General features: G+C 51.2%; 19 protein-coding genes. 4 read left to right on the forward strand and 15 right to left on the reverse strand.

Going from position 1 to position 18,635, the window contains the following annotated elements:
* Nucleotides 1-25: 25 nt before the first annotated feature.
* Complete coding sequence (locus ACFOLF_RS03525; RefSeq protein ID WP_210039791.1) at nucleotides 26-1,255, reverse strand: hypothetical protein; 1,230 nt, start codon at nucleotides 1,253-1,255, stop codon at nucleotides 26-28.
* A 304-nt stretch (nucleotides 1,256-1,559) separates the two neighbouring features.
* On the opposite strand from ACFOLF_RS03525, the gene ACFOLF_RS03530 reads away from it, so the two are divergent.
* Nucleotides 1,560-2,510, forward strand: a complete 951-nt coding sequence (locus tag ACFOLF_RS03530; RefSeq protein WP_210039790.1) for a M15 family metallopeptidase — start codon at nucleotides 1,560-1,562, stop codon at nucleotides 2,508-2,510.
* 62 nt (nucleotides 2,511-2,572) lie between these two features.
* Here ACFOLF_RS03530 and ACFOLF_RS03535 read toward each other — a convergent pair whose 3' ends face one another.
* Nucleotides 2,573-3,721 (reverse strand): MGDG synthase family glycosyltransferase, encoded by a 1,149-nt coding sequence (locus ACFOLF_RS03535; RefSeq protein WP_210039789.1) that lies wholly within the window; start codon nucleotides 3,719-3,721, stop codon nucleotides 2,573-2,575.
* Between the two features lie 341 nt (nucleotides 3,722-4,062).
* Here ACFOLF_RS03535 and ACFOLF_RS03540 point away from each other — a divergent pair, with 341 nt between their 5' ends.
* Nucleotides 4,063-4,548 carry a C40 family peptidase gene (locus ACFOLF_RS03540; RefSeq protein WP_210039788.1) on the forward strand — a complete coding sequence of 162 codons (486 nt, stop codon included), beginning with the start codon at nucleotides 4,063-4,065 and terminating at the stop codon, nucleotides 4,546-4,548.
* A gap of 115 nt (nucleotides 4,549-4,663) precedes the next feature.
* On the opposite strand, the gene ACFOLF_RS03545 is transcribed toward ACFOLF_RS03540, so the two are convergent.
* From ACFOLF_RS03545 to ilvD, 10 genes are all read right to left on the reverse strand, one after another.
* A complete protein-coding gene (locus ACFOLF_RS03545; protein ID WP_210039787.1) occupies nucleotides 4,664-4,924 on the reverse strand; it encodes an HPr family phosphocarrier protein in 261 nt (86 codons plus the stop codon).
* Nucleotides 4,925-4,963: 39 nt separating this feature from the next.
* Complete coding sequence (locus ACFOLF_RS03550; protein WP_210039786.1) at nucleotides 4,964-5,527, reverse strand: hypothetical protein; 564 nt, start codon at nucleotides 5,525-5,527, stop codon at nucleotides 4,964-4,966.
* A 202-nt stretch (nucleotides 5,528-5,729) separates the two neighbouring features.
* Complete coding sequence (locus ACFOLF_RS03555) at nucleotides 5,730-6,563, reverse strand: undecaprenyl-diphosphate phosphatase (RefSeq protein ID WP_210039785.1); 834 nt, start codon at nucleotides 6,561-6,563, stop codon at nucleotides 5,730-5,732.
* A gap of 23 nt (nucleotides 6,564-6,586) precedes the next feature.
* Nucleotides 6,587-7,201, reverse strand: coding sequence for a DedA family protein (locus ACFOLF_RS03560; protein WP_210039784.1), 615 nt, complete (start codon nucleotides 7,199-7,201; stop codon nucleotides 6,587-6,589).
* Nucleotides 7,202-7,431: 230 nt separating this feature from the next.
* Entirely contained in the window at nucleotides 7,432-9,414 is a 1,983-nt protein-coding gene (locus ACFOLF_RS03565; RefSeq protein WP_210039783.1) for an ABC transporter permease, read from the reverse strand.
* Entirely contained in the window at nucleotides 9,389-10,159 is a 771-nt protein-coding gene (locus ACFOLF_RS03570) for an ABC transporter ATP-binding protein (protein WP_210039782.1), read from the reverse strand. Before ACFOLF_RS03570 ends, ACFOLF_RS03565 begins: the two co-directional genes overlap by 26 nt.
* A 78-nt stretch (nucleotides 10,160-10,237) precedes the next feature.
* Nucleotides 10,238-11,230 (reverse strand): sensor histidine kinase, encoded by a 993-nt coding sequence (locus ACFOLF_RS03575; RefSeq protein ID WP_210039781.1) that lies wholly within the window; start codon nucleotides 11,228-11,230, stop codon nucleotides 10,238-10,240.
* 3 nt (nucleotides 11,231-11,233) lie between these two features.
* Entirely contained in the window at nucleotides 11,234-11,932 is a 699-nt protein-coding gene (locus ACFOLF_RS03580) for a response regulator transcription factor (RefSeq protein WP_210039780.1), read from the reverse strand.
* Nucleotides 11,933-12,051: 119 nt separating this feature from the next.
* On the reverse strand, nucleotides 12,052-12,591 hold the full coding sequence (locus tag ACFOLF_RS03585; RefSeq protein ID WP_210039779.1) for a DUF1697 domain-containing protein: 540 nt from the start codon (nucleotides 12,589-12,591) through the stop codon (nucleotides 12,052-12,054).
* Between the two features lie 180 nt (nucleotides 12,592-12,771).
* On the reverse strand, nucleotides 12,772-14,466 hold the full coding sequence (gene ilvD / locus ACFOLF_RS03590) for a dihydroxy-acid dehydratase (protein WP_210039778.1): 1,695 nt from the start codon (nucleotides 14,464-14,466) through the stop codon (nucleotides 12,772-12,774).
* Between the two features lie 170 nt (nucleotides 14,467-14,636).
* On the opposite strand from ilvD, the gene ACFOLF_RS03595 reads away from it, so the two are divergent.
* Nucleotides 14,637-15,383 (forward strand): YwaF family protein, encoded by a 747-nt coding sequence (locus ACFOLF_RS03595; protein ID WP_210039777.1) that lies wholly within the window; start codon nucleotides 14,637-14,639, stop codon nucleotides 15,381-15,383.
* 6 nt (nucleotides 15,384-15,389) lie between these two features.
* On the opposite strand, the gene ACFOLF_RS03600 is transcribed toward ACFOLF_RS03595, so the two are convergent.
* The gene (locus tag ACFOLF_RS03600) at nucleotides 15,390-15,980 is read right to left on the reverse strand and encodes a TetR/AcrR family transcriptional regulator (protein WP_210039776.1); all 591 of its coding nucleotides are present in this window, start codon (nucleotides 15,978-15,980) and stop codon (nucleotides 15,390-15,392) included.
* A gap of 160 nt (nucleotides 15,981-16,140) precedes the next feature.
* Here ACFOLF_RS03600 and ACFOLF_RS03605 point away from each other — a divergent pair, with 160 nt between their 5' ends.
* Nucleotides 16,141-16,902 (forward strand): SDR family oxidoreductase, encoded by a 762-nt coding sequence (locus tag ACFOLF_RS03605; protein ID WP_210039775.1) that lies wholly within the window; start codon nucleotides 16,141-16,143, stop codon nucleotides 16,900-16,902.
* A 93-nt stretch (nucleotides 16,903-16,995) separates the two neighbouring features.
* Here ACFOLF_RS03605 and ACFOLF_RS03610 read toward each other — a convergent pair whose 3' ends face one another.
* Together ACFOLF_RS03610 and ACFOLF_RS03615 are read right to left on the reverse strand one after the other, a co-directional pair.
* Entirely contained in the window at nucleotides 16,996-17,961 is a 966-nt protein-coding gene (locus tag ACFOLF_RS03610; RefSeq protein WP_210039774.1) for an aldo/keto reductase, read from the reverse strand.
* Between the two features lie 12 nt (nucleotides 17,962-17,973).
* The gene (locus tag ACFOLF_RS03615) at nucleotides 17,974-18,492 is read right to left on the reverse strand and encodes a DinB family protein (RefSeq protein ID WP_210039773.1); all 519 of its coding nucleotides are present in this window, start codon (nucleotides 18,490-18,492) and stop codon (nucleotides 17,974-17,976) included.
* Between the last annotated feature and the right edge of the window lie 143 nt (nucleotides 18,493-18,635).

Below are 18,635 nucleotides of genomic sequence, written 5' to 3' on the forward strand. Positions count from 1 at the left end.
ACCGTTCTCCCTGAATGCTCTGGACTTATCCAAGCAAGCGAGCCACGTCGATTTCGTCGACAACCGCCAATCGGCCGGGCAGCGTGTTGACCAGAACCCTGCTGCCGTCCCGGGAGAAAACGGGATGATGGCATACCCGATGAGGATTTCTGCCGCTGATTTCGGACTCTCCCAGGGTACGGGGAAGGAATAGACTTTTCATAACCGTGTCGGTCTGCAAATCTATGAACACCACTTCCCCCGGAATTCCTCCTGTATCGGTAACAAGCAGATTATAATCCGTTGGCGATATGCTCGGATGCCCTCCGCTGTTATGTTTGCTTATTTTCCTGTAACCGCTCCCATCATATCGGACCTGAGCCACGCACAGCTTCGCCCTGTCATCCGGGTCCTGCCCGTATCCGATCAGATGCTCCCCGTCAGGATGCCAGGACCAGTGAACGCCCGATCTGTCATAGCTTAAATCGAGAGCCAGATGAACATCCCTCATATCTTGATCCGAAGTAAATACATAAGCCAGCCGCGGCTCTTCCCTGCCCGCGTCCACGCAATGATTGCCAAAATAAAATAAAAACCGGCTGCTGTCCGCATTCCATCGGACGCAGTAGCACATCAGCGTCAATCCTTCTTCGTCCCCCAGCTTCTGTCTAAGCTCAAGCTCTGAATGCATCAGACGATCCAGCCGGGGATGCTTCTTGAGTATATCGTCCGTGCTCATGACCAGCGATGCCCGGTCCGGATCGAACGAGAACCGGAAAAGTCCATGCTCACCCCGCCGCTGAAAAGGAACCGGACTAAGAGCAGGCTCATAAACGCCAGTTCCGTACCCCGCCGCATACAGCATCCCCATCAAGCCGGAAATAATCGGCTCGCCGCGCGGCGGAACTCCTTCCATATCGCCCTCCAGAATTCGCTCTTCTCCCGTTTTCAACTCGCGCCTGACAATAAGGGGCTGGTTTAATGTGCCGCTCTGATAATATACAAATCTCCCGTCCGGGCTCCAGGATTGCCATAGACCCGTATGGAAAAAGCCGGCATGCAGCGCAGTTTGTCCGAATCTGTCGACTACCTCTCCATCCGAAGATACGACAAGCACCTCTCCTAGCCCATTGTCCAAATCTCCTCCGGCCAGCAATAACAATCCCGAGCCGTCCGGCGCATACGGACTAATCGTGTAGTAGGCATGCACGCACCAGCGATCTTGTACCGGAATCGGCCTGATAGAGGATAGCTCCGGCATTCCTGTCAGATTCATGACAACCGCCTCCGCTTTATAGGATAGATAACCCATTTTCTACTCGTATTATTATATGCTCCTTTACAGCTGCGGACCATTCATGAAGTGCCCGCTATTTGCACAAAATGATTTTCCCGATTTTTCTATCAAGTCGAAACCTTCTCTATTAAAATTGCGTCTATTCTATTGGATGGCGCTTGATAAGCCCGTTATCTGCTTCATATCCTTGTGCTCAAATGTTTACAAGCTCGAAACATTACTTGCCAGTCTCGAAACATCTGGCTTATATAATGGGTACAGATCATTCGGGAGGTTTCGACAGATGAGAAAAAGAACGAAAAAAAAATCCGGCGGCCGTATAGCCGTCCTGCTTGTGCTGATTTGTGCGGTTATCGCAGTTGTCACTATTCAGGAAATTAAAGCAGGCTCGGATTCTGCCAAAACCGGCCAATCGGCGAATGAGAGCCCGGGCCAGAATGAGAATGCTGCTGCCGGCTCATCGGACAGCACCACCACCGGCGAACCCGTGCAATCGGGTACGGACGAGCCCACGAAGACAGGTCAGGAAGAGCCGCCAGCAGATGATCAGCAGCCTGCTGACGCGAACCAGACGCCGGCCAAGCCGCCTGTGTCTGATTCAACTAACGATGATGACTCCATCGTTGTCGTTGCACAGCCCGAAAGCGTCACCGCACTCATAAACAAACACTTTGCGCTGCCCGAGGACTATGAACCGGCCGATCTGGTCTATCCGGATGTTCCGTTCACATTCTCGGAGAAAATCGAAAAACGCAAAATCCGCCAGGTCGCTGCCGACGCGCTGGTTCAACTGTTTGCGGGAGCCAAGGAAGACGGCGTTCCGCTGGCAGGCGTATCCGCCTACCGTTCCTATTCCAGACAAAAGACCTTGTTTGATAATTATGTCCGCGAGGATGGATTGGAAAAAGCCCGCACCTACAGTGCGGTGCCGGGGACAAGCGAGCATCAGACCGGTCTTGCCATCGACGTGACCGGCAAGGACGGCAAATGTGCCGCTTCGGACTGCTTTGCCGGTACGCCCGAAGCCAAATGGTTAGCCGAGCACGCAGATGAATATGGATTTATCATTCGCTACCCCGAAGGAAAAGAAGACATTACCGGCTACAAATATGAGCCTTGGCATATCCGCTACGTGGGTAAAGAAATAGCCAAAGTGGTCGCGTCCGAGGATTTGACGCTGGAGCAGTATATGGACAAATACGGAGACGGGGCGGTGCTCGTTACCGGGCAATAATCAATGGCCGCCGTATTATTTTCTGATATTCCAAGTCCAGGTCCAGCATGGATTAACAGTCGTTACCCATGCTGGACCTGGACGCTTTGGTAGCGCAATTTCCAAATCATATCGGCAGCATCCGTTGCCGCCTGCCGCTTGGCAATTTCTCTTGCCTGCTCCCTCATCCGCCCCAAAATGGAGGGCTGACTGAAGCATTCCCTGATTTTGCTGCCTAAATCCCTGGTACTGTTTGCCAGCAGCGCCGTACCCGATCGGAGCAAGTAGTTGACGTTGTCTTCCTCCTGGCCGGGAAGCGGCTTGAAGACAATCATCGGCAGCTCCATGTTCAAGGCTTCCGAAATTGTCAGCCCGCCTGCCTTGGTCACCAATAAATCGGCAACCGCCATCAATTCATGTACATAGTCGATATAACCCAGAATAAGCACCTTGTGGCTGGATGATTTGAATTTCTCGGTTAATTGCTGCTTCAGTTTATGGTTATGCCCGCAAATAATAATGACCTGAATGGGATCCGCAAGCGATTCCAGCGCTTCGATCTGATGGGGACCCTCGCCGAAAAAACCGTCTCCGCCTCCCATAAACAGCAGCGTTGGCCGGCCGTCGTCCAGATGATGCTTTCTCCTCAGCAGTTCCAAATTACCCCTTTGGCTGAATTCCAGCCGAAGGGGTATTCCTGTTACAGATATGCTTTCACCCGGTATATGATGGCGGATCAGCCCCTGCTTGACCTCATCGGAGCCCACAATATAAAGATCCGTAAACGGATAAACCCAATAACTGTGAACAGTATAATCGGTCATCACCGTTACGGTCGGAACCTCCGTCAGACCGTGAGACTTGAGCAGCGACATTAGACCGGCAGCACCGGGGAATGTGGAGACCACGACGGATGGACGCATGCTCTCAATCAAATCCAGCAGCTTCTCCTCGCCGAACCGGTTGAGCTTTTTGAGAAAATCCGACAAAGAGTTCACATGCCTCGTTTTGCGATACAAATATCCGTACATAGAAGGAACCTTCTTCAGGCTTTGCAGAAAAAGATAACGGCCAATGGAATGAAAATAGGGGTGCGTCAAATCCATCACATCGACAATGACGGTTTCGGCCTGCGGATAGCCGAGCTTTAAGGAATGGCTGACAGCGGCTGCAGCCTGTTGATGGCCATCTCCGTAATTGCCGGTCAAAATCAGAATTTTGTCGTTATGCATGTCGATGAACTTTCCCCTTTCATAAACAGATAACCCTTATTCTATGTATTCTATTATTCCATTTTCCCATTCATTCGCATTTAACCAAAACATTATATTTCCTGGTGCTTTCATCCCATGCAGTCATAATAAATCTATTATTGTAATGATAGTTTCCTGCCTTGTCCACACCCAAACCATGAAGATTTTCTAATCAAAATCTCATAAACTCCTAAAAGCCGCAGAATCGCTCAAAATCTATAACACTATGTAAATAGTGGAAAAGATTAACGTGTTATAGTGGTTTATGCAATCCTTTACATTCTTGATTCATCCATTACACCCTTGGGAGGCAGAACAAATTGAATAAGAAAAACCTGTTTCGGAAAAGCATCGTCGGCATCACCTTGAGCTTGGCCGTCCTGGCAAGCAGCACATTGGCAGCACCGCCAAAACCGGTTGCAGCGGCATCCGCTACCACAAGCTCAACTTCATCCAAAATCATCGCAAACGCCAAAAAGTATCTGGGCGTAAAATATCAGTTTGGAGCTTCGACAAGCACAACGAAACGCTTTGACTGCTCATCTTTCACCAAACGCGTATTGTCGACTGTCGGCGTGACTATTCCGCGCACATCCAAAGCCCAGTCCAAAGCCGGTAAATATGTCTCGAAAAGCAACCTTAAAGTCGGCGATCTGGTCTTCTTCTATTCCCCCATCCACCATGTAGGCATTTACATCGGGGACGGTAAAATCATCCATACATATGGAGCCCCGGGAGTTACCATCTCCAGCATCAACTCCGGCTGGTGGAAAGATCACTACGAAACTGCACGCCGCGTACTGTAATCCACGTATCGCAAAGGGGATTATCCGATATCCTATCGGATCGTCCCCTTTTTTTGTTTCCTTATCCGAACGGGATAAACAGTGAAGAATCTGGCTGCGCATGCGAATAGAGGAATTAACGCTCTTCCAGTAAACCGACAATGAAGGCCATCGCTTCTTCCTCGTCATTTCCTTTTGTTTCAATCCGGATCTTCGTACCCGAATCAACTGGCACCAGCATGACGCCAACAAGGCTTTTGGCATCCACCGCATGCTCGATATAGTGATGGTCAAAATAAATATGGATGTCGGAGGTGAACTGTGCAGCCTTCTGAAAAACCGCAATCAAATCCTCGCGTTGAATCTCGGAATGGATAATAAATTCATAAACCTTCATAGTATCCACCTCTTCATATCGTTTCGACTTGACGCGCTGCTATGGCAGCAGCCCGCTTAAATCCTCCAGCCTGGGCTTCTGGAACTCTACGACAAGGCTTCCATTATGAATCCTGATGTTTCGGACAACCAGAACTTCCGGCAGTTCTTCCCCGATTGGAATCACGACATTCCCGAAGTAACGGATGGGCAGCGTGATATCTCTCATCCGGGCCTCTTCGATGACAGCTGTCAGATCCGGATTCCGCCACTCCAGCCGGTAGGTCAGCTTCAGTGCCGCGGGAATCCGGTCCTTGACACGAATGTTCAGATCGGCGATCAGCCTGTCCCCGGCCAGTTGAAATTTTGCACCCGTTACCACAATTCCGCTGCCGTACCGGGGTGCTTGCGCAAGCGCCTGTTTCCCAAAATTGTTAATATCCGTCTCTGACAGCATTAATTCCGTAGATAACCGTCTGACCATGCTCATAGCCCTGTCCATGAGAGGCACTTCCTCATAAGCCAAATCAAGCTTCTGGCTTGGGGAGACATACCATATGGCGCCGATAACCGCCAGAGCTATGATAATGATGAAAATAACCAACGAAATCAACAGCTTTTTCACGATTGTCCTCTCAACTCCAGGTCTGCCGATCATCCTGCTTATTCCAAAATCCGTTTCTGACACGATTATATCATGTTGAATGAGACGATGCACCGAGAGAGGGTGTTTCTCTATTCTAGACGATATTGCTCCGCTTAAGGTTGCGAAAGAAAAGCCGAACCACCGGCGCCTTAGCGCCTCGATGATCCGGCCTGAGCTGGATTTAAAAATAAATAACATACACAATGATGGCAAGCACGATCCGGTATATTGCAAATGGAACAAGCTTGACGCGGTTGATCAGCTTCAGGAAGAAGCGGATGGAAATGAGGGCGAAGAGGAAGGCGCTCACGAAACCGACAATAAAGAACGGCAGGGAATCCATGGTGAAATACTCCCAATTCTTGACCAGTGAGAGCATGCTCGCCCCCAGCATAATCGGCACTGCCATAATGAAGGTGAAATCGGCTGCCGCCCTGTGGCTCATCCCGAGGAGCACACCGCCGGAGATCGTGGAGCCCGATCTGGAGAATCCCGGCCAAAGCGACAGGCATTGAACAAGACCGATCATAATGGCTTGTCTGTAGGTAATCTGGTCAACAGTTTGAATACTCGGAACAGCCGGAGCGAACCGGTCGGCTGCAATCATCAGAACCGCACCAAGCACAAGTCCGATCAGCACTGTTCCCGTAGAGAACAGATGATCGTCAATATAACTTTCCGTCAATACTCCAAGCACACCGGCTGGAAGCAAGCCAACAATGACCTGCGACAGTCTCAGACGCTGTCCCGGGGCGGCAGCTTGACCCTCGCTGCGCCGCCGCAGCCCAAGCAGGTCCATGAACCGTTTCCAGAAAATAATAACGACGGCTAATATGGAGCCCAACTGAATAACAATCTTGAACGTATTCGCCACATATTTGGTCAGAAATTGCTCGGACTGCAGCCACATATCATCCACGATAATCATATGTCCTGTCGATGAGACGGGAGCGAATTCCGTTACGCCTTCCACCAGGCCCAGCAGCAGTGCTTTCAACAATTCAATAAAATCCATTCCTGGCATCTCTCCCTTCCTGCTTAAGCTTTAGCTTTTCTCTGTCTGCGGATAAATAAGAAAATGAATACGATCATTCCGGCACCGATTGCCGCATATGCAGCATGGGAATACAAGTCCATGAAATGGAGAATATCCGCCCAATTCTCTCCCAGAGCTGCTCCAATCATCACCAGAATAATGTTCCAGATCAACGTCCCCAGGGTAGTGAAAAGAAGGAACAGCCAAAATTTCATCCGCGACATGCCCGCCGGAATGGAAATCAAACTTCTTATGAGTGGAATCATCCTGCAAAATAACACGGTCCAATATCCATATTTTTCAAACCAGGTATTCGCTTTATGGATATCTGCCTTCTTGAGCCTCAGAACATGACCCCAGCGTTCGACGATTTTCTCCAGTCTTTCCACGTGAAGCAGCAGCCCGATGCCATACAGGACAAGAGCTCCCAGCACAGACCCCACCGTAGCAAAGGCGATGACGCCGGGTACTGTCAGACTCGTGTTGGTCGTCATAAACCCGCCAAAGGTAAGAATGACTTCCGAAGGAATGGGAGGAAAGACATTCTCCAGGGCGATCATCAGCAAGATTCCCCAATAACCAAACTGCTCCATAAAATCAGTTATCCAGTTCTGCACCTTCTTAAGCCTCCTCACTAGTCAGGTGAAAGCCAGGCTGCGCAGGTGGAAACGTCTTCCGATCGCTGTTGTACCCCTGAATTTTTTTTATTGTGGATACCTGTGGTGCAATGCTACCCACAATAAACACCGTGGGAAGCATTGTCACCTGTATCGGTTAAATTCGGGGTACAAAGGCGAACGCTTACGCTTCTCCAGACTATTTCCGCCTGCCAGTTATTCACCTGCCTTTAAACAAGCGTCTTCTTCAGGTTCCGCAAGTAGCGGTTGCGGATGAAGAAGAAATATAATATCTGCGCCATGAAAAAGCTGATCAGCACGACCCCCATTTGATTTGCGATCGACAGGAAGAAAAACTTCTGCAGAGCAATAAACGCGAATATGCTGTGCACAACCGCAAACAGAATCGGAACGAAGAACAGCAGGGCAAGCTGTCTTGTAACCATCCTCGACAGCTCTTTTTCCGTGAGTCCAATCTTGACCATCGTGAGAAATTGGCGGCGGTCATAATCCAGATCCGCATAAAGACGGAAGTACAGGAAGCTGCCGGCGGCAATAAAAAACACAGTGCCGACGAGAAGCGCAACGAACAGCATAATGCTGTACAAGCTGTTTTGCGCAGCCTGCAGCGTTCCGCTTACTGTAATTGCATAAGGCTGGCCCATGTCATAGCGCATCACTCCGAAGTCCGCCAGCTCTTCCAGCATCCCGATCGTTTGTTCAATATCCTTGACATAGAAGCCGGTATAGTAATCGGTTTGGACCGGTGCGGTGATTTGGTTGAAAAGCTCATCGCTCACGACCATTCCGCTGAACTCCGTATCGATATCCTCCTCCAGCTCGGCCAGATCCCGATCATCGTCGAGATCCGTCATCAGATAATCCGGTATGGCAACCCGCTTGGTGTAGCCGGTCTCGCGAAGGCCTATACCGCTGTCCTGGAGGGTATACGTCAAGAGCTCCCGAATCTGGATATAGGCTTTATCCCGGAGTGAGCTCATCAGAACCAAGGCTTCATCGCCGCTTAAAGCTTGTTCCGTCGTGGGCACGCCCGCAAGCTTGGTCACTTCCTTGTAATCCGAGAATGAGATCAGATGCAGCTCTCTTTCTTGAGCGGAATCCGCTGCCGAATGGGTCTGAACCGCGACATATTTGACCGGCATGCGGTAGCTTTCATAGGGAATAGCTTTGTAGGCTAATTCATCCCTGATCTGCTGCAGATGCCCTTCCTCAAGCCCGCTTCCATCCTTGGCCACGTAGCCGATGGCGGCCGGATAATCATCGGCGAATTGACTGGTCAAGGTTTGCAGGGAGGTAAATGCGCCAACGCTGCAGAACGAAACAGTCGAGATGATGGTAACCATAAAGAACATCCGGGCATTGTCCTTCACCCGGTAAGCCAGGCTGGAAACCGTTATAATGTTCGTTTTCCGCAGGAAAAAGGAACGCTTCCTCTGCAGCAGCTTGATCGTGTATACACTTAGCTGCGTGTAGAAGAAATAGGTGCCGGTTATTGTCATCACGATAACCGGAATCATCCGCAGGATCACCGTGGACACGCTCGCGGACACCGATAAATAATAGCTTGCGGTTAGCAGGACGACGGCAAGCAGCGACAGCAGAACAGAGCTCTTCGGCTGCGCTTTTGGCTTCTGGCCGGATTGAAACAATTCAATTAATTTGTTGGTGCGGATCAGGACCGCGGTACATAAGGAAATCAACAGAAACAAGACGATGAAGGACAGCGCCGTGAGCGCAAGAGCCTTTCCCGACAGATAGAACGGCAGCGACGACAAGCCTACGAATTTCGAGCCGATCATCAGGAACAGCTTCCCCGTCAGCAGCCCCGCTGCAATCCCCGCGGCAATCGCTCCCAGACCAATCAGCATATTCTCAAAGAAAATCATCCGGTTGAGCTGCCCTTTGGTCATGCCGTGCATCATCAATAGGCCGAATTCACGCTTGCGCATTTTCAGAAAAGAACTGACAGAATACAGAACAAAGAAAAATGAGAACACGTACATAATGCCCTCTGCTGCCACAAGCGCCTGTATCGCGGCATTGAAGATCATGCCCTCCTGAATGCCCGGATTAAAGATGAACAGCGCGCAGATGCAAAAGATCATCACCGAGAAGGAGCTGCTCAGAAAATAAGCCGCGTAGGTCCGCTTGTTCCGCATTACATTCCTATAAGCGAACTGACGAAAGGTCATGGCTGTCCCCCCCTAACAGCGACAGCATATCGATGATTTTTTGAAAAAAGGCCTGACGATTGTTCCCGCGGTAAATCTCGTTGTAGAACCTGCCGTCCTTGATGAAGATGACCCTGCGGCAAAAGCTGGCGGCCAGCACATCATGAGTGACCATCAGAATTGTGGCTCCATCCTGCTCGTTAACAGCCGAGAAGGTCTCCATCACATCCTTGGAAGCCTTGGAATCCAGATTGCCCGTCGGTTCGTCCGCCAGAATAAGCGAAGGGGCATGGATGATCGCCCTTGCTATCGCGGTCCGCTGCATCTGTCCGCCTGAGATTTCATAGGTCCGTTTTTTCAATATGGCCTGAATCCCAAGCTTCGCGGCCACTTCTTGGAGCCTTCGGTCCATCTCCGGCACAGCCACGCCATCGAGGGTCAGTGTCAGCAGAATATTTTCTTCCACCGTCAGCGAATCGAGCAGATTGTAATACTGAAAGACAAAACCCAATTCATGGCGGCGAAAAAGGGCGGTCTCCTGCTTGTTCAGCTGCTGCGGATCCTTGCCGTTGATGATGATTTCTCCTGATGTCGGCTCGTCGATGGTCGCCAGAAGATTTAGCAAGGTCGTTTTTCCGCTGCCCGACGGGCCCATGATCCCAACGAATTCGCCTGCCTGAACGTCGAACTGGATATTATCCAATGCCCTGTACGCCACCTTGCCCTCATACAGCTTCGACAGATTACGAACCTTCAAAATAGACAATGGGCATAACTCCTTGTGCAGTGGAATGTCCTTATTATATAAAGGCAGGAGAAGTCTCTGCTATCGTTCAAGATTACATTAGCTTACAGCTTTGTAAGACTTGAAAAGAATCCGGACCGTCGTTCCCAGCCCGACAGTGGATTCAAGCTTCACGTCATGGCCCAGCTTTTCACAGATTTGCTTCACCAGATAGAGTCCCATTCCCGTCGACTCCTGGAACTGCCTCCCGTTCTCCCCGGTGAAATAGGGATCGAAGACACGCGGCAGATCGCTTTCGGCTATGCCTACCCCTTCATCGCGTATTTCCAGAACTGTTCCTTCCGTGCCGGAAAATCCCCGGAAATAAAGATGACGGTTGTCCTGTGCCGTATAACGGACAGCATTCGTAATGATCTGATTGATGACAAAGGACAGCCACTTGTCATCCGAGGCGACTGCAAGCTTCCCCTCGATATGAATGAGCGGAAATATACGCCGGCGGATAAACAAGCGCTTCTGGCTGCTGGCCGCCGCACGCACGACGGCTTCCAGATCAAGCTGCTCCACATAAAAATCATGCTCGAACATGTCCAGACGGGCAGTGTACAGGACCATTTCGAGACCTTTTTTGAGCTTGTCCATCTCGTCGCCGATGGCTGTAAAACGGGGCTCATCCTCGTTTTGGATCATCAAATGAATGACCGACACCGGCGTTTTCATTTGGTGAACCCATTGGTTGATGAATTGAATATGATCCTCAATCCGCTGCTTATACTGCAGCAGATCCGTTTGGTAGTGCCGGAATTGGCTCTTGAGCAGAGCCTGCAGGCTTTCAGTCAGAGGGGTTTGATGGCGGGCTTTGAACAAATCTTCATTCGAAGCGAGCGGCTGCTCGAGCCGCTCATAGAAACTGCGGTTTGTGATATACCGGAAAGCCAGGTAGCCAATCAGCATGCAGGTGCCCAGCAGGCCCGCATATAAGCTGACAGCCGTATGACGGTAACCGTCCAGCCAATAGATAAAACCGATAACAAGCAGCTGCGAGAAATACAAATAGATAAAGGGCAGCTGCTCGCGGAAGAATAGCTTCATGCCTTACTCACTCCCCCAGTTCGGGTAAAGCCGATACCCCTGGCCGCGAATCGTCTGAAGCGAATCGTGAATATTCAGAGCCGTAAGCTTCTTGCGGACACGGTTCACATATACATTCAACGTATTATCGTCCACAAAAGTTTGCTCATCCCATATTTTGTCCAGCAGCCGGTCACGGCTCACTACTTTCTCCGCTTTCTTCATCAGCTCATCCATGATCTTCGCTTCCGTATGGCTGAGCTCGATTTTCACATCATGCAGGGAAAGCAGCAGCCGCTCCACATCCAGCGTAAGTCCGGCAACGGAAATGGTCCGCTCGTTAGCGGCAATGGCATAGGAGCCGTAAGCCCGGCGGAGCAGACTACGGATCTTGGCGGTTGCGAGTTCATAATCGAAGGGCTTGGTAATATAGTCGTCCGCGCCGTTCTCCAGCGCCATCACCTGATCCATCTTGCTCTCGCGGGCGGAGATGAACAGAATGGGACATGTCGAGCTGCTGCGGATCTGCCTGCACCAATAGTAACCGTCGAATTTGGGCAAATTCACATCCATCAGCACAAGATGCGGCTCGAACTGTTCGAATTCAGCCAGAACCGCTTCAAAATTCATAACGGCCCTGGTCTCGTAACCGAAATTATGCAAATGCTCCTGCAGCAAGCCCACCAGTCCCTTGTCATCTTCAACAATAAATAACTTGAACATCGGCATTCTCCGTTCTCTGGGGCGATCCTTTTGGGTAAAATCTTTATGTCATCTTCCCGTCTTTATTGACATCCAGGCATGCCTGCGCACGTGGAGGCCAACTATTCACGGGTATCCAATCAAGCTCTGCACATTGCCGCCAGCTTGTTTACGGTTTGCCAGTTGCGGGTCGTTGCGGTCACCTTGAGCTTCTTCTCGAGAAAGGCATTGGAGAATTGGGTAGTTCCGTAGTTGGTGCGGCACCAGAGGTAAACTTCCTTTCCCTGGACGCGGAGCTCGTCGGTCCCGTTCTGGAAGGAAAGCAAATGCTGAATGGACTCTGCAGCCGGTTCATTGGCAAGAAACGCAATATACAGCTTCCCCTCGTCGTCATTGCCGTTAGAGGCAAATGGATTGCGGCCGATGACCTCGTCCAGCTCATCCATGGTACGCACGATCACCGGCACATCGAATGAGAGCGAGTCCGCAAGCTTGTTCCCGATCTCTTCGGACAATAGCTTCGTCTGCTTCTTTTGTGCCTGAAAGACCACATTTCCGCTTTGGATATAGGTTTGCACCTTCTGGACAGGCAGGGATTCCATAATGCTTTTCAGTACATCCATCTTGATCTGTTTCTTCCCGACATTAATGCCGCGCAGCAAAGCAATATAAGTGGTCATGCTCAATTCTCCTTCCCTGCAAACTTTTCATATGCAAAATCGTAACACGTTCCCGTTCATGGAAACAAGCCTGCATCGGTATGGCCTCTCTTCGCCCTTAGAGACAGCCCCGGCATAACAAGAGCCTCTGGTCCACTGGACCAGAGGCTCTTGTTGGCAAGGATTTGCTTTTCCTATTGGTTAATCCAGATTCAAATCGGTCACAGCCCCGGTCGATGCGGACGAAACAAGGCGTGCGTACTTGGCCAGAACGCCTGTGGTGAATCTGGGTACGGGCCTGGTCCAGGTCAGCGCGCGTCGTTCCAATTCCTCGTTGGAAACCGCAAACGAAATCTCCCGGGTTTCGCTGTCGATTGTAATCATATCCCCATCCCGCAGTAAACCGATGGGGCCGCCAACCTGGGCCTCCGGAGAGACGTGCCCGACAACGAAACCGTGTGAGCCTCCCGAGAACCTTCCGTCTGTCATCAAGGCTACTTCCCCGCCCAGTCCTTTCCCAACGATCATGGCTGTTACAGAGAGCATCTCCGGCATGCCGGGGCCTCCCTTGGGACCGACATAACGGATGACCACGACGTCTCCCTTCAGTATTTCATCATTCATAATGGCCTGCGTCGTCTCTTCTTCGCTGTCAAACACGCGCGCAGGTCCGGAGAAGCGGAGATTCTTCAGTCCCGACATCTTGGCTACGGCACCCTCGGGAGCCAGATTGCCCCGGAGTACGACGAGCGGACCGCTCGCCTTAAGCGGATTATCGAAAGGCCGGATGACGGCTTGTCCGTCAGCCAATGGCCGGGCATCCGCCAAATTCTCAGCCAGGGTTCTTCCCGTGACAGTCAAACAATCGCCATGGAGCAGTCCTTCAGCTAGCAGCAGCTTCATGACGCCAGCGACGCCGCCCACGTCATTGAGATCCTGCATGACATATTTGCCGCTTGGCTTCAAATCCGCCAGATGCGGCACCTTCAAACGGATGCGCTCAAAGTCGTCAAGCTTCAAATCGACCCCGACGGAATGCGCCATTGCAATCAAATGCAGGAAGGCATTCGTCGAGCCGCCAAGCGCCATTACGACCGTGATCGCATTCTCAAAAGCTTTTTTGGTCATGATATCGCGCGGACGGATATTCTTCTCCAGCAGCTTGAGCACCGCTTTGCCCGCTTCCGCGCATTCCAGGGCTTTATCGGGCGAAATCGCGGGCGTGGAAGACGATCCGGGCAGACTCATACCCATGGCTTCGACAGCGGATGCCATTGTATTGGCGGTATACATGCCCCCGCAAGCGCCAGGACCCGGGCATACCCGGCATTCCACCTGATGCAGCTGCTCATCGTTGATTTGACCGTTCTGATGCTGTCCTACCGCTTCAAAGGCCGTAACGATATCGACGTCTTTGCCGTCAAGCTTGCCGGGCTGAATCGTCCCCCCATATACATAGACGGCAGGCAAATTCATGCGCCCGATCGCCATGAGGCAGGCCGGGGTATTCTTGTCGCACCCTCCGATGGCAACCAGCGCGTCAAAACGCTCCGCCTGGGTCACAATTTCAATGGAATCGGCAATCACTTCCCGGCTGGGCAGCGAGAACAGCATCCCCTCATGCCCCATCGATATTCCGTCTGATACGGTGATCGTATTAAAGATCAACGGAGCGCCGCCGTGGGCCTGGACGCCCTTCTTGGCTTCCCTCGCCAAATGGTCGATATGCATATTGCAGGGCGTCACTTCACTCCAGGTGCTGGCAACGCCGATCATCGGCTTTTTGAAATCGTCATCATTAAATCCCACAGCACGGAGCATCGCACGGTTTGGAACCCGGTTGACGCCCTCGCTGATCACGATGCTGCGAATCCTCAGATCTTGATTATCCGCCATTTTTCCACCACTCCTTCTCCATTGCCTTTATATCCGTTATTCCTTTATTAATACTGCCGCTAACATTCTGCCCTTCGCCGAAAAAAGTATACCGTTTCCCGATGCTATTCTCCGCTTCCATAAGATAATATAAAGTAATGGAACATTTTTCAAACCAGGAGGAAAAGCCAATGGATCGATTTCTTGATGTCAAACAGGCAGCGGCCTTCACGGCCTACTCTCCGCCGCATCTGTTCGCTCTCCTTATTTTCGGTCTGGCCGTTATCCTGCTGTATCTGTTCCGCGGCTGGCTTCAGAAGGGCAGCCGGAACCGGAACGGCCGGTATTTTCTGGCGGCTGTATTAGTGATCTGCGAGGCATCGCTGAATATCTGGTATACCGCGGAATCCGTTTATCAGGTGAAAAGCTCTCTGCCGCTTGAGCTGTGCAGCATCACCTTGTATCTGTGCATCCTGATGCTGCTGACCCGAAGCCGCATGCTTTTTCAAATCGCATATTTTACGGGAATCGGCGGAGCCATTCAGGCCTTGCTTACGCCGGCGCTTGATTACGGCTACCCCCATTTTCGCTTCATTGAATTTTTCACCGCCCATATTGCCATTATTCTGGCCGTTCTCTATATGGTATGGGTTGAGCGGTTCCGGCCGACACTGAAATCCATAGGGCTTACCATGATCGTTCTGAATGCTCTGCTTGTTGTTGTCCTGTTCGTTAATGCCGCAACCGGGGGGAATTACATGTTTCTCTCCAGAAAGCCCGATTCCGCGTCGCTCCTCGATTTCCTTGGCCCCTATCCCTGGTACCTGCTTTCGCTGGAGGGCGTGGCTTTGGTGCTGTTCCTGATTCTATATCTGCCTTTCGTTGCCATACCTTCTCACGGCAGGAAGAGGAGGGTCCAGTCATCCTCCGAAAAATAAGCAATTCTACAGCAGAAGCCTGCTCGTCGATTCGGCAATCATCAGAATTTGCTCCATTATCTCTTCTTCCGAGGGCTGCAGATCATTTTTGAGCCAATACGTAAATACGCCGATAGCCCCGCCAATTATCCAGTTGATATAAAGCTCAGGGTTTACCTTGGTATTAACCGGGGCTGCTTTCCGGTAGCTGTTGTACATGGCCTGGTAGATGCGCTCATGGAATCTGGATGCGAACTCCGGGACCCCCTGCGTCAGGAGCATGACTTTATAGAAAGCCGCATTATCCTTGATATGCCTGACTGACAGCTGGACGGCAAGGAACAAATCCGTCGGGGATGGAGCCGAAATGGCGGACATTTGATCAATTATTGCCGCGTATTCGTTCAGAGTTCCGTCCATTACCTCTGACAGCAGCTCCTCTTTGGAGGAGAAATGATCATAAAATGTGACCCGGTTGATACCGGCACGATCGGCAATTTCCTTTGTTTTGAGCTCATGAAAGCCTTTTTCCATCATCAAGCCCAGCAGGGCTTCTATTAGCAGCGCGCGCGTCCGCATAACGCGGATATCCGGATAAACACTCCCGTGCTTCAACATTCTATAACCACCCGTAAACATTAATTGACAGATTTCCGGCTTCTGTCGTAAAAACGACTGAATCGCTTGTTGTGTCATTGACCATTTGAAAGCTGTCGCTATCATTATAGTTAACACCCTTAACACAAACAACTTTTGAAATCGAAGGGATGGGATTTAGATGAAGCTTCAATCCAAATCAGCTGTCATCACAGGCGCAGGGTCAGGAATGGGACGGGCCATGGCGATTTTGTTTGCCCAGGAGGGGGCCAGCGTCATTGTCGCTGATGTGAACGGCGCTGCGGTAGACAGCGTTGTGCAGGAAATTACGGCTGCAGGCGGCAAAGCTGTCGGGGTCATATCCAATGTGTCCAAGGAAGAGGATGTACAGCGGATGATCGATCAGGCAGTAGACAGCTTCGGTTCTCTCGATATTCTGGTAAACAACGCAGGCATTATGGACAATATGGTTGCTGCCGGAAATTTGACGGACGAGCTGTGGAACCGTGTCCTCGATATTAACCTTACCGGCCCGATGAGAGCGATCCGCAAGGCGCTGCCTATCATGATCAAGCAAGGCAAAGGGGTCATCGTCAATACGGCCTCAATCGGCGGGCTGTTTGGTTCAAGAGCGGGACTCGCTTATACAGCCTCCAAGCACGGCGTCGTCGGTCTGACCAAAAACGTCGGCTTCCAATATGCCAAGGCCGGAATCCGCTGCAACGCCATTGCTCCCGGTTCTGTCGCAACCAACATCGGCACCACCATGCAAACCCCGGATCCTTACGGTATGGAAAACGCCATGGCCGGTATGGGCCTGAACCGGGCCGAGCCGGCTGATCCCGCTCAAATTGCCCGTGTCGCCCTGTTCCTCGCCTCCGATGATGCCAGCTACATTAACGGCACCGTGGTGACTGCGGACGCTGGCTGGACCGCTTACTAAGCTTGTAAAGCTTCTAAATAAAGAACAAAAACACCTCTTGCAAAAGAGGTGTTTTTGCTTTTACAAGAGCCTGCCGTTAAGATCTGATGCTCGTCAGCCTTCTTCCAGATATTTGACCATTTGGGGTGTCAGCCTGACTTCTGCCGCCTGCAGAGCCTCTTCAATCTGGGTCTGGGTATGGCTTCCGATGACTGGAATAACCGGGAATGGCTGGCTGATCAGATAAGCTAGGACAATGGCGGATACCGGAACCGACAGCTGCCCGGACAGCTCCAGCGCTCTCGCGAGTCTGCCCAAATTGATCTCGTTATAATAGGTTTGTTTTGTGGAATCCCGCAGAGACTCTGCGCCGCCTGCCGCCATCTTTGGAAAAAAACCTTTGGCCTGCGACGTGAAGGCGAAAAGAGCCATTTCCGATCGCTTGTGAAAATTCAGCTCTGCCCTGTCCATCACCACCATCGTGCGGTCGCCAATAGCCTCCTCATTGACTTCGGCGAGGCTCCATTGAATTTGACTGGCAAAAAAAGCTTGAATTCCTTTATCCTTCGCATAGGCATTAGCTTCCTCTATACGGTCGGAACGCCAGTTGGAGCAGCCAAAATAACGGATTTTACCCTCCCGCACAAGCCGGTTCAAGGTTTCCAGAATTTCGCCGGCCGGTCTGTTTCGTTCATCCCGGTGCAGCCAGTACAGATCAATCTCATCGACGCCGAGAGCGGCCAGGCTCTCATCCAGATCGGAAACAATATCCCGTGGCGACAGCCTGGATATGTTCATGGTCGACAGATCGGGGTGGGCGCCCTTAGTGGAGATCTGAATTTGCTGCCGCTTGCCGGAGGCTTTCAGCCAGGCTCCGATCGTTTTCTCGCTCATCCCGTGACCGTCAGGCAGCCAGTCCGCATAGACACGGGCGCTGTCCACTACGCTGCCTCCGCCATCAACAAACTGGTCGAGGAGGCGGAAGGACTGCTCCCGGGTTACAGCCGTTCCATAATCCGCCGTGCCCAGCGCGACAGGAAGCAGGGAGAGATCGGTTCCCTTGATCGTGATTCGGCTCATTCGTGTTTCCTCCTATTCGATTCCATATCTCTCGTTAATGATCTTCCTGTGATGAAGCTCATGACCGGCAATGATATAAGCCAATGCGAGAACATTGATTTCCTTCCCGTTGACAATCCCCCTTCTGGTCGGGGCATCCTCGGACAACCCCTTCAGCAGACATAAAGTGGACCGCCGCACAAGACTGTATTCCTCCATTAATTCAGACAATAAATGCGAATCAAAATCTGCTGCCTCCACGTAATCGTCCTGCTCGAAGCCGGGGAGCGGCGTCTTGTCACCTCTGGCAATCCGCAGCAGCCGGTAGCTCATGATTCTTTCGGTATCCGAGATGTGGCCGATGACTTCTTTCAGACTCCATTTACCCGGCGCATATCTGAAACTCCCCTGTTCCTCAGACAAATTCCTGAACTGCTCCAGCGTTTCCCCCAGCTGCTGTTCAAGAATTTTCGTGACACTCCCATCCGGCACTAAGCCTATGTACGTACCAAAATAGGGGTCATAATCTTGCTTTGATAACCGATAAGTCATAAGGGCTTTCGCATCCTTCCATATTGTGTTTCCAGCAAAAAAACAGATGTTCCGATGTATCCACTATAAACCTAACACAAGGAATTCAAAAGCAATTTCATAAAAAAGGACCGGGGATCATGCAGATCCCGAGTCCTTCCCTC

It is taken from the genome of Paenibacillus sepulcri, assembly GCF_042647105.1.
In the GTDB taxonomy this organism is placed as follows: Bacteria; Bacillota; Bacilli; order Paenibacillales; family Paenibacillaceae; genus Paenibacillus_Z; species Paenibacillus_Z sepulcri.